General features: G+C 38.4%; 8 protein-coding genes. 5 read left to right on the plus strand and 3 right to left on the minus strand.

The window, feature by feature from the left end:
* Positions 1-1,968 precede the first annotated feature (1,968 nt).
* The 5 genes from BUB25_RS13800 to BUB25_RS13820 all read left to right on the plus strand — a co-directional run bounded on the left by BUB25_RS13800 (position 1,969) and on the right by BUB25_RS13820 (position 10,819).
* Complete coding sequence (locus tag BUB25_RS13800) at positions 1,969-2,526, plus strand: sigma-70 family RNA polymerase sigma factor (protein ID WP_072945339.1); 558 nt, start codon at positions 1,969-1,971, stop codon at positions 2,524-2,526.
* A 111-nt stretch (positions 2,527-2,637) separates the two neighbouring features.
* On the plus strand, positions 2,638-3,780 hold the full coding sequence (locus tag BUB25_RS13805; RefSeq protein WP_072945340.1) for a FecR family protein: 1,143 nt from the start codon (positions 2,638-2,640) through the stop codon (positions 3,778-3,780).
* A gap of 210 nt (positions 3,781-3,990) precedes the next feature.
* Positions 3,991-7,263 (plus strand): TonB-dependent receptor, encoded by a 3,273-nt coding sequence (locus BUB25_RS13810; RefSeq protein WP_072945342.1) that lies wholly within the window; start codon positions 3,991-3,993, stop codon positions 7,261-7,263.
* Between the two features lie 158 nt (positions 7,264-7,421).
* Positions 7,422-9,149, plus strand: coding sequence for a RagB/SusD family nutrient uptake outer membrane protein (locus tag BUB25_RS13815; RefSeq protein WP_072945344.1), 1,728 nt, complete (start codon positions 7,422-7,424; stop codon positions 9,147-9,149).
* A complete protein-coding gene (locus tag BUB25_RS13820) occupies positions 9,143-10,819 on the plus strand; it encodes a hypothetical protein (RefSeq protein WP_072945345.1) in 1,677 nt (558 codons plus the stop codon). The genes BUB25_RS13815 and BUB25_RS13820 overlap by 7 nt, the downstream gene beginning before the upstream one ends.
* Positions 10,820-12,105: 1,286 nt before the next feature.
* On the opposite strand, the gene BUB25_RS13825 is transcribed toward BUB25_RS13820, so the two are convergent.
* The 3 genes from BUB25_RS13825 to BUB25_RS13835 all read right to left on the minus strand — a co-directional run bounded on the left by BUB25_RS13825 (position 12,106) and on the right by BUB25_RS13835 (position 16,618).
* Positions 12,106-12,567, minus strand: coding sequence for a UpxY family transcription antiterminator (locus BUB25_RS13825; protein WP_072945347.1), 462 nt, complete (start codon positions 12,565-12,567; stop codon positions 12,106-12,108).
* A 1,030-nt stretch (positions 12,568-13,597) separates the two neighbouring features.
* On the minus strand, positions 13,598-14,989 hold the full coding sequence (locus BUB25_RS13830; RefSeq protein WP_072945349.1) for a UDP-glucose 6-dehydrogenase: 1,392 nt from the start codon (positions 14,987-14,989) through the stop codon (positions 13,598-13,600).
* A gap of 657 nt (positions 14,990-15,646) precedes the next feature.
* A complete protein-coding gene (locus BUB25_RS13835; protein WP_394336305.1) occupies positions 15,647-16,618 on the minus strand; it encodes an SDR family oxidoreductase in 972 nt (323 codons plus the stop codon).
* Between the last annotated feature and the right edge of the window lie 11 nt (positions 16,619-16,629).

Genomic DNA, 16,629 nt, shown 5'->3' on the forward strand with positions numbered 1-16,629 from the left:
TATTAGATAGACGATGGACGATATACGATGTTCGCTGCTCGTTATTCGTTACCCGATAAACGATAAGCGATGGACGATATACGTTGTTCGTTGCCCGATATACGATGGACGATAAACGATGGACGATGTTCGCTGCTCGTTATTCGTTGCCCGATAAACGATAAACGATAGACGATATACGATGTTCGTTGCTAACGATGGACAGCATTCACGATTCACGACTCACAACCCACAAGCCCGTTGTTCGTTGCCCGATAAACGATGGACCATAAAAACTTCTCGATACAATTTTATAAAAAAGCTGTCGCTATTTTATAAAATCCTTACCTATGACGTTTTAATATAATAAGGACTTCGACTCTTCGACAAGTTCAGGCCAATGCTATTAAGTCAAGGGTTCGTCAGTTCGAGGCATAATTTTTATTCTAAAAAGGCAATATAAAATAACGTTACAACTATCGCGTCAGTTCGAGTGAATTTTCAGAAAATGCGAACAGCTTTTTCAGAAAATTTGTATCGAGAACCCTTACGTTAAAAGGCTTCTCGATACAATTTTGAATATTAAAGCTATCGCATTAATATTCAAAATCACTCGAAGTGACGGAATCAACCGATAACTGAAAACTGAGAACCCACAACTCACAAGCCCGTTGCCCGATAAACGCTATACGATATTCGTTGCTAACGATGGACAGCATTCACGACTCACAACCCACGACTCACAACCCACAACTCACTCCTCACGATTCACGATTCACTTCTCACAACCCACAAGCCCGTTGCCCGATAAACGATGGACGATAAACGATGGACCATAAAAACTTCTCGATACAATTTTATAAAAAAGCTGTCGCTATTTTATAAAATCCTGACCTATGATGTTTTGATATAATAAGGACTTCGACTCTTCGACAAGTTCAGGCCAATGCTATTAAGTCAAGGGTTCGTCTGTTCGAGGCATAATTTTTTACCAAAAAAAGCAATATAAAATGACGTTACAACTATCGCGTCAGTTCGAGTGAATTTTCAGAAAATGCGAACAGCTTTTTCAGAAAATTTGTATCGAGAACCCTTACGTTAAAAGGCTTCTCGATACAATTTTGAATATTAAAGCTATCGCATTAATATTCAAAATCACTCGAAGTGACGGAATCAACCGATAACTGAAAACTGAGAACCCACAACTCACAAGCCCGTTGCCCGATAAACGATGGACGATAAACGCTATACGATATTCGTTGCTAACGATGGACAGCATTCACGACTCACGACTCACGACTCACTTCTCACGACTCACTTCTCACGACTCACAACCCACAACTCACTCCTCACGATTCACGATTCACTTCTCACAACCCACAAGCCCGTTGCCCGATATACGATACACGATATACGATGGACGATGGACGATAAACGATGGACCATAAAAACTTCTCGATACAATTTTAAAAAAGCTGTCGCTATTTTATAAAATCCTTACCTATGACGTTTTGATATAATAAGGACTTCGACTCTTCGACAAGTTCAGGCCAATGCTATTAAGTCAAGGGTTCGTCAGTTCGAGGCATAATTTTTATTCTAAAAAGGCAATATAAAATGACGTTACAACCATCGCGTCAGTTCGAGTGAATTTTCAGAAAATGCGAACAGCTTTTTCAGAAAATTTGTATCGAGAACCCTTACGTTAAAAGGCTTCTCGATACAATTTTGAATATTAAAGCTATCGCATTAATATTCAAAATCACTCGAAGTGACGGAATCAACCGATAACTGAAAACTGAGAACCCACAACTCACAACTCACAACTCACAACTCACTTCTCACAACTCACTTCTCACAACTCACTTCTCACGACTCACAACTCACTTCTCACGATTCACGATTCACGATTCACTCCCCCCAAAAGCTTCTTAACTTTTTTATCAAATTACAGGCATATATACCTATATTTGTCAATCAATTAACAAAATGACTATCTTTAATTCAAATAACAGCCTTCTTAGCGAGAGCGATTTAAAAAGCATGTTTGATTTGTATTACAAATCAATTTTATTGTATGCCAATCGCTTTTTACCTTCAAAAGCAGAATGTGAAGATTTGATTCAAGATATTTTTGTTGATATATGGGAAAAACAGCTGTCATTTCCCGATGAGATTTCACTAAAAATCTATCTGTACAAGTCCACCCGCAATAAGTGCTATAATGTCATCAAACACAAGAAAGTTCAGGATAATTATGTCGATGATGCCTTAAAATCTTTGGACGACGACAACCTATTCTTAAAACAAATTCTGGAGGAAGAAATCGTAAGACAGCTGCATCAGGCAATTGAAATACTTCCCGAAAGGAAAAAGGAAATTTTGAAATTGAGCCTTAGAGGTATTAAAAACAATGAAATTGCCGAAAGACTAAACATAAAACTACAAACGGTTAAAACCTTAAAATCGCAATCGTATAAAATTTTAAGGGCTCAATTCAAAGATATTGACAGTGTCCTGTGTTTATTCATAAATAGTTGGCATTAATTTACTTTTTTAGGAGTAAATAAAAATAATCTAAAAAAAAATATAATTTTTTTTATTTTTCAGTAGTACCTTTTTTATTTTAAGTTGTTCTATCAGTATAAAACACTTAAAATGAAAGATATTTTTAACATCTCAACCCTTATTGTTAAAAAGAAACTGAAATCGCTATCTGATTCGGAGGAGTCTCGTTTGAAACAATTAAAAAAAGAATTTCCGCTCTCCAAAGAGGTGGATTTTGATGCTGTTGTTCAAAAAATAACGGACTATTCGAATATCGATAAAGATAAAGCCTGGCAAGCTGTACTGAAAAAATACAAAAAGAGGCAGACTAAACCAGTATTTTTATTGACGACACAGCCGTTTTTAAAATATGCAGCCATTTTGCTATGCCTGCTAGGGCTTACGTATTATTTTGTTGCGAATCAGCAAGCTGTAGAAGTTATTCCAAAAGACGCCATTGTACTCCAATTGGAAAATGGGGACAGTAAAATAATTAGCGCAAACGGAGAGGAGAAAATCCTGAATTCCGATGGGGAGCTGGTTGGAGTTCAGAAAGAAAGTGAATTGGTTTATGCTAATGACTTGAAATCCAAAAAACTGGTTTACAACGAATTAAAAATACCTTTTGGCAAGACCTTTCAGCTTGTTTTATCAGATGGAACCAAGGTGCATCTTAATTCTGGGTCCTCATTAAAATTTCCCGTAACATTTATTAAAGGCAATAAAAGAATGGTTTTCCTATCAGGAGAAGCCTATTTTGAGGTCAGCAAAGACAAACTGCATCCGTTTATAGTGCATTCCAATGGTGTCGATGTCAAAGTATTGGGAACCAAATTTAACGTCAGCTCTTATGCCGAAGACAAAGACATTAACACCGTATTGGTGGAGGGATCGGTACAAGTATATGACAGGACTGCGCCGGAACATAAATCTATTATTGAACCGGGCGAAAAAGCTTCCTTCAATCGGGTGAACAAGAATATCGCCATCACTAAGGTAGATGTCAATCTGTATACCTCTTGGACAAATGGACAGCTTGTTTTTAAAGGAGTCCGTTTTCAGGATATGATTATAAAGTTGGAAAGAGCTTATAATGTCTCTATTAGCAGTAATAATAAGGATTTAAACGAGGAGATCTTCAGTGCCAATTTCGACCTTGGAGTGGATAATGTGGAGGACGTATTGTACTACATCAGCAGAAGTCATCCTTTTGACTTTACAAGAACAGGGAACAAAATAATAATCAATAAATAAACCTTTAAAACAAAACGATATGAAGTAACAACAAAAAACCATTTAAGACCAGAGTTGTTATCAATATTCGGGAAATGTGGGCCATTCCCCGAATGGAATTGATAGTAATTTAACTAAAACTAGTGCTAAATTAAGTAACCAAACAAAAGTATGAAAAAAACCATTACTAAGGGCTTATTATGTTCAAGCCTTTTTAAAATCAGTTTAAAGATGAAGTTAACAACCTTGCTGTTAGTAATTTCGCTTTTCGAAATACATGCCAGTAGTTATTCGCAAAACACCAAAATTTCTCTTAATTTGAAGGACGCCACAGTAGAACAGCTGTTCCAGGAAATCGAATCGAAGACCGAATTTAAATTTTTGTATAAAAACAAAGAAATCGAACTGAATAGGAAAGTATCGATTAGTGTTAAAAAGAAAAATATAAATGAAATTTTGAGTCAATTGTTTAAAGGGACCAAAATTGAATTTAAGGTTTATGAGAACCGACAGATTATTTTGTCAGTTCAGCCGGAACCGAAAGCCTTAAACAAGAAGGATAGCGATGAAGAAGTGCTGCTACAACAAAAACCAATTTCCGGAAAAGTGACGGATCAATCCGGTATGCCGCTTGTAGGGGTAAATGTCAAAGTGCTGAGAACAAAAAAAGGGGTCAATACCGACTCAGAGGGGAATTTTACAGTAGTAGCCGAAAAGGGAGATGTCCTTGAATTTTCTTATTTGGGAATGAAAACAAAAAGATTTAGCCTTGAAGAGGAAACACAAATCAAAATAGTGATGGAGGAAGAAGCTTCAAATCTAAATGATGTAGTGGTAGTAGGTTATGGTACACAGAAAAAGTCAAGCATGACAGGTTCTGTCACCAGTATTAAAACGGAACAAATTCAAAAACAAATAGGATCTACTGTGACAAGTACGTTACAGGGTCTTGCTCCTGGGGTAGAGATTATTCAACCTGGGGGTATTGCAGGATCTGATGTCAGTATTTTAATTAGAGGAGCGGCCTCTTTTGGATCAACAGATCCCTTATATGTAATAGACGGGGCATTCAGCAATTCGGGCTTAAGTGTGTTAAATCCCGAAGATATTGCCTCTATTGAAATTTTAAAAGATGGTGCTGCTGCAGCAATTTATGGTTCAAGGGCAGCCAATGGTGTCGTAATCATTACAACAAAAAGTGGCAAGAAAGGCCTGCCGAAATTTACATTAACCTCTAATTACACGATTCAGGCACCTACCAAATACAATGACTATTTATCGGCCGACGAATGGAGAACTTTTATCAACCAAGTGGATGATAATAGTGGCACTCCTAGAGATCCCTTAAATGTAATGCCTTCTGCTTCGCAAATCAATACCGATTGGCAGAGAGAATGGTTAAAACCGGCATCGCTCTATAAAGTAAATATGGAATTGAGCGGAGGTGGCGACAACATTACATACAATACCAGTTTAGGCTATCTGGATCAAAAAGGGATGACCGCCTTTTCCGGATTTAAAAGATACGATGCAAGGATCAATACTACTTTTAAAAGAAACAGACTGACCATAACCGAAAACATATCGATCTCCAGGCAAGAAAAAACACCAACGCCAATAATAAATGTAAGCAGACCTACGCTGCCGGTCTACGATTCCTTGGGTAGGCTAACATCCGGTTCATCAGATTATGGGGTTGTTTTAAATCCTTTAGCAGCGCCTTTTTATTCGGATAGGAAGGTGAACAACACCTATTTAGTGGGCTCATTGGGGCTGAGTTATAAAATAGCGGAACCCTTAGAGTACAAATTTAAAGCTGGCGGAAGTTATAATAGTTTTGAAAATATGATCCATACCCCTGTCTATAATACGTTGTGGGATGAAAACGGTATTGGTATTTCGCAATACGGAAACAACATCAATTCCTTGGACGAAACCAGAGGCATTCAGTTTAATTACAATATAGACAATACGCTGTATTTTAGAAAAAAAATAAAACAAAATAATATCGATGTTTTAGTGGGACAAAGTGTTGCCCAAGAAAGTACCAAGAGAATATCGATTGCAACTATTAGTGATTTAGGCGCTCCTAATATCATAGGCACGGGTATTGTAAATGGTAGAATATCAGCCAATACCGAAGAATCACTATTGCTGTCTTATTTTGCCAGACTGAATTATGATTATGATGGGAAATACTTATTTGGATCTAGTTTGAGACAGGATATTTCTTCTAAATTCGCTAAAGATTATAGAACTGGACTTTTTCCATCAATCTCTGCGGGTTGGAATGTTCATAAAGAAAAATGGTTTGAAAATAAATGGGTTTCACAGTTAAAATTAAGAGCGAGTTATGGTTCTCTGGGAGCCAATTTTATTAGCCCTTATCAATTCAACACGACTCTTATTCAGATGCCTTCGCCATTGTATTCCACTTCTTCAACACCCTATATGTCAAGTTCGGCTCAAATTTATCCTACAAATTTAACCTGGGAAACTTCGGTATCTAAAAATATTGGGGCAGATGTTGGTTTATTTGACAATGCCTTAAATTTTACTATTGAATATTTTGAAAAGAACAACAAGGGATTGCTTGCCAATGTACCTGCAGGACCATCATCAGGACAGGGTTTAACGCAGCCATCAGGAGGATCTGCCCGACTCGTTCCTGTAAATTCGGCCAATGTAAAAAACCATGGTGTTGAATTTTCTGCCAATTACAGAAAAGACATAGGGGATTTCAAATTAAATTTTAGCGGAAATATAGCAACAGTAAGGAATAAGGTGATTACGCTAGGGACTAATGTGGCACCTATTCTTGGTCCTGTCATGAGCGCTACAATTGGTGATAATATAACCATTACTCAAGAAGGCTATCCGATAGGTTCTTTTTATGGTTTTGTTGCTGATGGCCTGACCGATCAGGGAAAAATAAGAATAAAAACTTTTGATGATAGTGGGGCTCTAATCTATAAATCCATAGAACAGGGTTTGCCAAAAGACAAAACGATTATTGGAAGTCCCATTCCCGATTTTACCTATGGTTTAAATCTTGGATTAACTTATCAAAAATTTGATTTAACCGTGTTTTTTCAAGGTGTAAAAGGAGGGGAAATTTTTAATAGGGCAAAATATGATAACTTTTTTGATTACTCAGGAAACCTGTTAAAAGAAGTGCTTGGATCATGGACTCCAACCAATACCAATACCAATATCCCAATGGCCAGTAGAGGATTGGTGTCACAAAGTGGCAGACCTAATACTTTTTTTATCGAAGACGGCAGTTATTTGAGGTTGAAAAATCTACAACTGGGTTATAATGCTGTCTCTTCAGAAAAAATGACGATGCGAGTATTTGTTGGTGTCCAAAACTTATTCACGATTACTAAATATACCGGATTAGATCCGGAGGTAAGCGGCTCCACTACCTTTACAAGAAACGTAGACCTGAATCAGTACCCAAATGCCCGTATCCTTAATTTTGGATTCAGCTCCACTTTTTAATCACACTTAAATTTAGATAAATATGAAATGAGCATAAACCTAAATTGGCTGCAATTGAAAATCATCGAATACCAAAACAAAATAGTAAACGATGAGATAAACATCAATGAAGATATGCGAATTACATATGATCGATAAAAAACCATAAATATTTTCATATGAAACGGATTAACTTAATATACCCATTCCTTTTTATTCTTTTTACCTTATTTGCTAATAGTTGTAGTGATGAATTTGACAGAATGTCAATCAATCCCAATATAACAACACTTGATGCTGTAAAAACCCCTGAACAATACAACCTGCTGATACAGGGACTTTATTCCTACATTGCCACACCAAGAAATCTTGGGGCACAAGCCAGAGGGATCTTGTTCAGTAGAGGTGATGAAACCAGTAGTGGTTCTGATTATGCGGCATTTGGACAAAACAGTATTAACCCCGACTACTATTCCTTAAAGGAAGCCTATCAATATATGTACACCGTAGCCGGGCAATCATCCATTGCGATTGAAAAAATAGATGATGTTCAGTTTACTGATGCTGCGCTTAGAGATGCCTATCTTGGGGAAGCCCACTTTCTAAGAGCTTTTGCTCATTATTTCTTGTTTACCAATTTCAGACAACTTTCTCTGTTTAAAAATGCGGCTCTTCTTCCAAAAGATTATGCCAGACCCATTAACACCCCCGAAGAAACTTGGGCATTTATCCAGGAAGATTTACAAACAGCAAAAAAACTACTGCCTAAAAAAGGATACTGGAAAGGAAAAGATGTAGGCAGACTAACTGCCGCCTCTGCTGCAGGATTATTGGGAAAAACATACTTAGTGCAGAGTGGAATAGAATCCAAATACGGGACACCGGTAACTAAATACAACGAAGCCGCAAAAGAATTTGGGGACATTATCAATGGCGTTTATGGCTCTTATAGTTTAACTCCGGATTATCAGTGGAATTTTGATGTTGCCCATGAAAACAATGACGAATCAATCATCGAGTTTCAGTTTCTGGGAAGCAGAATTGCCTCTGCCTTTAATCCAGGCCAAACAACAAGCGGTGTCGCTTTTGATTATAGAGGAATTGTATTTCCTTTTTCTAATAAATACATCTCTTCTTTAAAAACAAGCGTATCAACAGTAGTAGTTCACGATTGGCTATACAATGAATTTAGCAATTCTAAAGACAATGTTGGAAATACTGATCCAAGAATGTTTGGAACTTTATTATTTAACGATAGTATTATTTATCCTGAAATAAAAAGACCCATTATCAATGGACAACAAATGAGAGTTAGAGGAATTAATGGGAAAACTTGGAATCAGATGTACCCTCCTGTTGGTGGTAAAACGGGAATGGCAACCCTAAGCAGCATATTTGCTCCCTATAAGGCTACCAATAAAAAATGGATTGACTTAACATTGGCTTCAGACGAAGATCCAAAATCTCCCAATTTATGGTTTGGAACATCTTTTTCAAATGGGGTAAATTACAGATATATGAGATATGCCGATGTCTTATTAATGTATGCCGAATCTTTGGCCATGGGAGGAACTCCCACTGCCGGAACGGCAGATAATGCACTGGCTGTTGTAAGATCGAGATCCAATATGCCTGCTATTGCCGCAACAATAGAAAATATTAAAAAAGAAAGGATTTTGGAATTATCCCTGGAAGGGCATCGCTTTTTGGATTTATTAAGATGGGGAGAAGCAGTAGCTGTGATGAAAAACAGAGAGACGACCGATCCTAATTTCAAAAAATTTGGAAATGCAGGCGCTAATACCAAGTATATCCCTTTTCAGGAAAACAAAAATGAATGGCTGCCATTATCAGCTGACGATTTAAAAACGAACCCTAACATAAAAAATAACAATCCAGGATGGTAAAATATAGTAAGAGTATAGTAGCAATAGTAAATGTGTTGTTTTGTCTTTTTATTACAAATGCATTTGCTCAAACAACAAAAAATAAAATTTTAGAAAATGGAGTTGAGGTTCCGAACGTTAGAGCTTCGATGAATGAATTTGAAAGGAAAGAAATGCCCATTCCTTATTTAGAAAACAGGCAAAAACTAATTCCAATTAATGTTGGAAGACAATTATTTGTAGATGATTTCCTGATAGAGCAAACTAATTTAAGCCGAGTGAATCATGCTGCCGTATTTAGCAAACAAAACCCTGTTTTAGAACCGGATAAAGAATGGGAATATAATAAGTCGGGGCCGTATGCAGCTCCATTTAGTGATGGTATTTGGTACGATGAAAAAGAAGCGATGTTTAAAATGTGGTATTTGGCAGGAAGTCCCAACAAAGACAAGCAGAGCTTTCATACCTGTTATGCAGAATCTAAAGATGGGATAAAATGGGATAAAAAAATACTGGGATTATTTGGGGACACTAACATTGTAGATGATTCTGATAGAGATTCCAACACTATATGGTTAGACAAGGCAGAAACGGATCCTGGCAAACGATATAAGATGTTTAATGTAGAAAAAAGAGCCACTGACAACCGTTGGCAAATTGTTTTAAAGTACTCAAAAGATGGGATTCATTGGGACAAAGGTGTCGCACAATCAGGAGATCTCTATGACAGAACTACGGCCTTTTACAATCCTTTTTCCAAAAAATGGGTTATCAGTATGCGCTACAGTGCTGCCATTGGAAGAGCCAGGTCTTATTTAGAAAATTCCAGCCCTGAACAGGCCGTAAGCTTAGCCCATAGAGTAAGAAAAGATGCCAAAGATGCCAATATTTCTTATTGGTTTGGGGCGGATGATAAAGAACCTAGACATCCCTCATTTCCAAATATCAAACCGGAGATATACAACCACGATGCCATTGCTTATGAAAGTATCATGCTAGGCTATTATTCGGTATGGCAGGGACCGGAAAATAAAGTTGCCGATAGTCTGGGCATTCAGAAAAGAAATGAAGTTTTAATAGGCTATAGTAGAGACGGATACCACTTTAGCAGACCTTCGCACGAACCTTTTATGGGGGTCAACGAAAAAGAGGGCGCCTGGAATTGGGGTAATGTGCAATCTATTGTTGGTGTTCCCATTATAAAAGGAGATTCGCTATATTTCTACGCTAGCGGACGAAGACTTTACAAGAAAATGTGGGATGCTTATACGTCGACTGGCTTAGCCACCTTACGCAGAGACGGATTTGTATCATTGGACAGCAAAAGTAAAGACGGATACATAACTACAAGAAGTGTAACTTTTGAAGGGAGCTATCTGTTTGTCAATGCGAATGTAAATGCATCGCTTAAAGCAGAAATCCTCGATTCAAATAATAAACCCATCGCTGGTTTTACCAAGGAGGACTGTATTGCAATGAAAACCAATAGTACAAAATATTTAATTTCCTGGAAAAACAAAAAAGATCTTGCCGCTCTAAAAAATAAAACGGTTAAAATTAAATTTTATGTAGATGATGGATCCTTATATTCTTTTTGGGTGTCTAAATGGAAAACCGGAGAAAGCAATGGATATACCGCTGGTGGAGGCCCTAAGCTTAATCCTTCCGGAGTAGATGTGCCCTTAGATTAATAATATATATTTTGATGGTGATTGTCCCTTTTTTGGGTTCTTTTTGAATTCGTTCTTAAAGCAACTCGAAGAGGGGATAATCTGTTTATAAGAAGGATGTACAGTCTTCACTATTCACTTCTCACGACTCACAAGCCCCTTGTTCGTTGCCCGATAAACGATATACGATGGACGATAAACGTTGCCCGATAAACGTTGCCCGATAAACGATGGACCATAAAAACTTCTCGATACAATTTTATAAAAATGCTATCGCTATTTTACAAAATCACTCGAAGTGACGGAATCAACCGATAACTGAAAACTGAGAACCCACAACTCACTTCTCACGACTCACAAGCCCGTTGTTCGTTGCCCGATAAACGATGGACGATGGACGATGGACGATAAAAACTTCTCAATACAATTTTATAAAAATGCTATCGCTATTTTACAAAATCACTCGAAGTGACGGAATCAACCGATAACTGAAAACTGAGAACCCACAACTCACGACTCACTTCTCACGACTCACTTCTCACGACTCACAAGCCCGTTGTTCGTTGCCCGATAAACGATGGACGATAAACGATATACGATGGACGATAAAAACTTCTCGATACAATTTTATAAAAATGCTATCGCTATTTTATAAAATCACTCTAAGTGACGGAATCAACCGATAACTGAAAACTGAGAACCCACAACTCACTTCTCACGATTCACGATTCACAACTCACGATTCACAACTCACAACCCACAACTCACAACCCACAACTCACGACTCACTTCTCACGACTCACGATTCACGACTCACGACTCACTTATCACGACTCACTTCTCACGACTCACAAGCCCGTTGTTCGTTGCCCGATAAACGATGGACGATGGACGATGGACGATAGACGATGGACCATAAAAACTTCTCGATACAATTTTATAAAAATGCTATCGCTATTTTATAAAATCACTCTAAGTGACGGAATCAACCGATAACTGAAAACTGAGAACCCACAACTCACGACTCACTTCTCACTTCTCACGACTCACTTCTCACGACTCACAAGCCCGTTGTTCGTTGCCCGTTGTTCGTTGCCCGATAAACGATGGACGATATACGATGGACGATATACGATGGACGATGGACGATAAAAACTTCTCGATACAATTTTATAAAAATGCTATCGCTATTTTACAAAATCACTCGAAGTGACGGAATCAACCGATAACTGAAAACTGAGAACCCACAACTCACGATTCACTTCTCACAACTCACTTCTCACGATTCACGATTCACGATTCACGATTCACTTCCTCATCTTCAACACACACCCCATCGACTCCAAAACAACAACATAATGCGTATTATTCACTTCCTGAACAATCGCCGTCTGATTTGAAAACGGTCCGGAATCTAACGCGATGCTATCCCCCACTTTAAATGGCAGCACAGAAACGTCACAACTACCCGAGCCATCAAGCCCTTTTTTAATAATGGCAATCTCCTCATCCCTAACAATGGCAGGTTTCCCTAACCAAAACAAATAGCGTACAGCACCCGGCGATTGAAAAACCAAATTCCGGTCAGCCTCCTCCAGGCGGACAAAAACATAGGAATTAAAAAGCGGCACTTCCACCTTCTTTTTCCGATCAGACCATTGACGTAGCTGCGTAATCAAAGGGCAATAACATTCTATCCCAGCTTCCGCCAATTGCTCCGCCACTTTTTTCTCCCACTTCGGTTTTGTATAGATTACATACCAATTCATTTCCTGTTTTTTATATTGAAGTAAAAAATAGTTTTTTTACTAAATAATAATAATAATAATAATAATAATAATAATCTTATGTTTTAACAAGTCGCACTTCCAATGTTCAATCTGCCACTTCCAAAAAACAAAACTCATAACTCATAACCGATAACTCAATTCTCACTGTCACCCTGAGCGAAGTCGAAGGGTTGATCAAGACAAATCGAAGATTACTTCATCCGTTCGCCTTTCAGGCTCGGGTCAGCGAACACCACTAAAAAAACAAAAATCAAGTGAGCTAAAAAAGAAAATTAGTTAGAAGCGACATATTTATGACCAATTAATTATCGTAAACAATCATAACTTTCAACCCTTGATTCGCTTTAATATAACGTAGTCGTTACTCGTTACCCGATAAACGATGGACGATAAACGATGGACGATAAACGATGGACGATAAACGATGGACGATAAACGATGGACGATAAAAACTTCTCGATACAATTTTATAAAAATGCTATCGCTATTTTATAAAATCACTCGAAGTGACGAAAACCCACAACCCACGACTCACTGTCATCCTGAGCCTGCCGAAGGACACAACTCATAACTCACAACTCATAACTCACGACTCACTTCTCACGACTCACGACTCACAACTCACAACTCACAAGGACTATAAATATTTCGCTCCTCTGGAACTTATAATGAATAAAGCTCGTACAATAAAGCTCCGTTAGGAGCGAAATATTTATAGAAAAGCATAATCCAATTGATTCAAAGCTCCAGCAGAGCGACATATTTATGACCAATTAATTATCGCAAACAATCATAACTTCCAACCCTTGATTCGCATGAATAAACGATGTTCGTTGTTCGTTACCCGATAAACGATGGACGATGGACCATAAAAACTTCTCGATACAATTTTATAAAAATGCTATCGCTATTTTATAAAATCACTCGAAGTGACGAAAACCCACAACCCACTTCTCACAACTCACTTCTCACGATTCACTTCTCACGACTCACGACTCACAACTCACCATCAAGCCCCAATCCCCTGATACACAAACCCAATCGCTTCCATTTCACCGCGATCTAATATATTCCTCCCATCAAAAACAAAAGCAGGCTTTTGCATCGAATCGTATATTTTTTTCCAATCATAAGTGACAAACTCATCCCACTCCGTAAGCACAGCAATAGCATGTGCCTTCTCACAGGCCTCATACGGATTTTCAAAAGATACAATACTGTTGGCATTAGCTGCGGCAGTTCTGCTCTCCAGATAATCCAAATCAGCCAAAACTTTCTTTCGCGACACCTTAGGGTCATAAACAGCAATTTGGGCCTGCTCGTTAATCAAATCATCCGCCACATAAATAGCCGCCGATTCTCGGGTATCATTAGTGTCTTTTTTGAAAGCCCAACCCAGAAAAGTAATTTTCTTATCGGCCACCGTATTATAAAGAGTTCTAACGATGGTATTGGAAAAACGCCTTTTTTGATGGTCATTCATGATGATTACCTGCTCCCAATAATCGGCCACCTCATGCAATCCATAGGATTTTGCGATGTAAACCAAATTCAAAATATCCTTTTGAAAACAGCTACCACCAAAACCAACAGACGCTTTCAGGAATTTGGGTCCAATTCGGCTGTCCATCCCAATGGCTTTAGCCACCTCATTGACATCGGCACCGGTCTTTTCACACAACTCCGACATGGCGTTGATCGAAGAGATTCTTTGTGCCAAAAAAGCATTGGCCGTCAACTTTGACAATTCCGACGACCACACATTAGTCGTTAATATTTTATCGGCTGGCACCCAATTAGAGTAAACACCCACCAATGCCGCTATCGCATGCTGACCTTCTGCCGAAGCATCGCCTCCTATTAGGATTCGGTCAGGCTGCAACAAATCCTGAACGGCAGTTCCCTCTGCCAAAAACTCCGGATTAGAAAGAATCTGAAACTGCACTCCGTTTCCGGTGTTATCCAAAATACTTTTAATAGCCTCCGCTGTTCTTACCGGAAGCGTCGATTTCTCTACGACAATTTTATTGTCCTTAGCCACACTGGCAATTTGTCTGGCACACAATTCGATAAATTTCAAATCGGCAGCCATCCCTTTGCCTTTACCATAAGTTTTAGTAGGCGTGTTAACCGATATAAAAATAATTTGAGCCTCATCAATTGCCTTTTCAACATCAGTAGAAAAAAACAGGTTTCTCCCTCTGGCTTCAGCAACGATGTCTGCTAAACCCGGCTCATAAATGGGAATATTATCCACATCCGCATCATTCCAGGCCGCAATGCGCTCGGCATTCAAATCCACCACAGTCACCTCGATCTGCGGGCATTTCTGTGCAATAACAGCCATAGTAGGCCCTCCAACATATCCGGCTCCTATGCAACAAATCTTTGTAATCTTCATTTATCTAATTTTCAATTTCTTAATATATAATATACTTTATTCGGTTATCGGTTGTCGGTTATCGGTTATCAGTTGATTTCCTTCACTTCGAGTGATTTTATAAAATAGCGATAGCCTTTTTATAAAATTGTATCGAGAAGTCGGTTATCAGTTTTCTGTTGTCAGTTATCAGTTGATTTCCGTCACTTCGAGTGATTTTATAAAATAGCGATAGCCTTTTTATAAAATTGTATCGAGAAGTCGGTTATCAGTTTTCTGTTGTCAGTTATCAGTTGATTTCCGTCACTTCGAGTGATTTTATAAAATAGCGATAGCCTTTTTATAAAATTGTATCGAGAAGTCGGTTATCAGTTTTCTGTTGTCAGTTATCAGTTGATTTCCGTCACTTCGAGTGATTTTATAAAATAGCGATAGCCTTTTTATAAAATTGTATCGAGAAGTCGGTTATCCGTTATCCGTTTTCTGTTGTCGGTTCTCAGTTCTCGGTTCTCGGTTATCAGTTGATTTCCGTCACTTCGAGTGATTTTATAAAATAGCGACAGCTTTTTTATAAAATTGTATCGAGAAGTCGGTTATCCGTTTTCTAAAAAACCGCCAACTCATCCCGATTCCTATCGGGGCTCACAACTCACTACTCACAACTCACTACTCACAACACTATCTCAAATTCCCCCAATACCAATCCACTGCCTCTTTCAATCCTTCGGCCAAAGAATATCTCGGATCATAACCCAACAATCTTTTGGCTTTGTCAATACTCGCCAGAGAATGCGGAATATCCCCCATCCTGTTTGGCCCATACGCAATGGCAACATCGGCAATCCTTGGATCATATTCAGCCAGGTATTTTTTCAAATACCCCATCAAATCATTCAACGTATTCCGATCTCCATAAGCGGTATTGTAAACCGTATTTACCGCCTCTGGATTGGTCGTGCTGATGGCCAATTCATTCATCTGAATCACATTATCAATATAAGTGAAATCACGGGAATAATTTCCGTCCCCATTTATTACTGGACTTTCCAACTGCATCAATTGCATTACAAATTTCGGAATCACCGCCGCATAAGCACCATTCGGATCCTGCTTTCTTCCAAAAACATTAAAATAACGCAAACCAATAGTTTCAATACCATAAGTCCTGCTGAAAATCTCCGCATACAACTCATTGACATACTTGGTAATCGCATAAGGAGACAAAGGTTTCCCTATAACATCCTCTACTTTTGGCAATCCCTCCGAATCTCCATAGGTAGAAGAACTTGCCGCATAGATAAAGCGTTTCACCTTGGCATCACGGCTAGCCACCAATACATTCAAAAAACCGGAAACATTAACATCATTCGTTGTAACGGGATCATTGATCGATCTCGGCACCGACCCCAAAGCCGCCTGATGCAACACATAATCGACCCCTTTTACCGCATTATGACAATCTGTTGCATTTCGTATGTCTCCTTCTATTAACTCAAAATTAGGATGGTTTATAAAATCCTTCAAATTGTGTCGGTGCCCTGTCGCAAAATTATCCAAACAAACTACCTTATGCCCTTTATCTAAAAAATACTCACACAGATTAGACCCAATAAACCCGGCTCCGCCAGTAATCAATATAGTACTTTTCATTTCTTCTTTCA

Origin of the sequence: Flavobacterium granuli, assembly GCF_900129705.1 — a bacterium.
In the GTDB taxonomy this organism is placed as follows: Bacteria; Bacteroidota; Bacteroidia; order Flavobacteriales; family Flavobacteriaceae; genus Flavobacterium; species Flavobacterium granuli.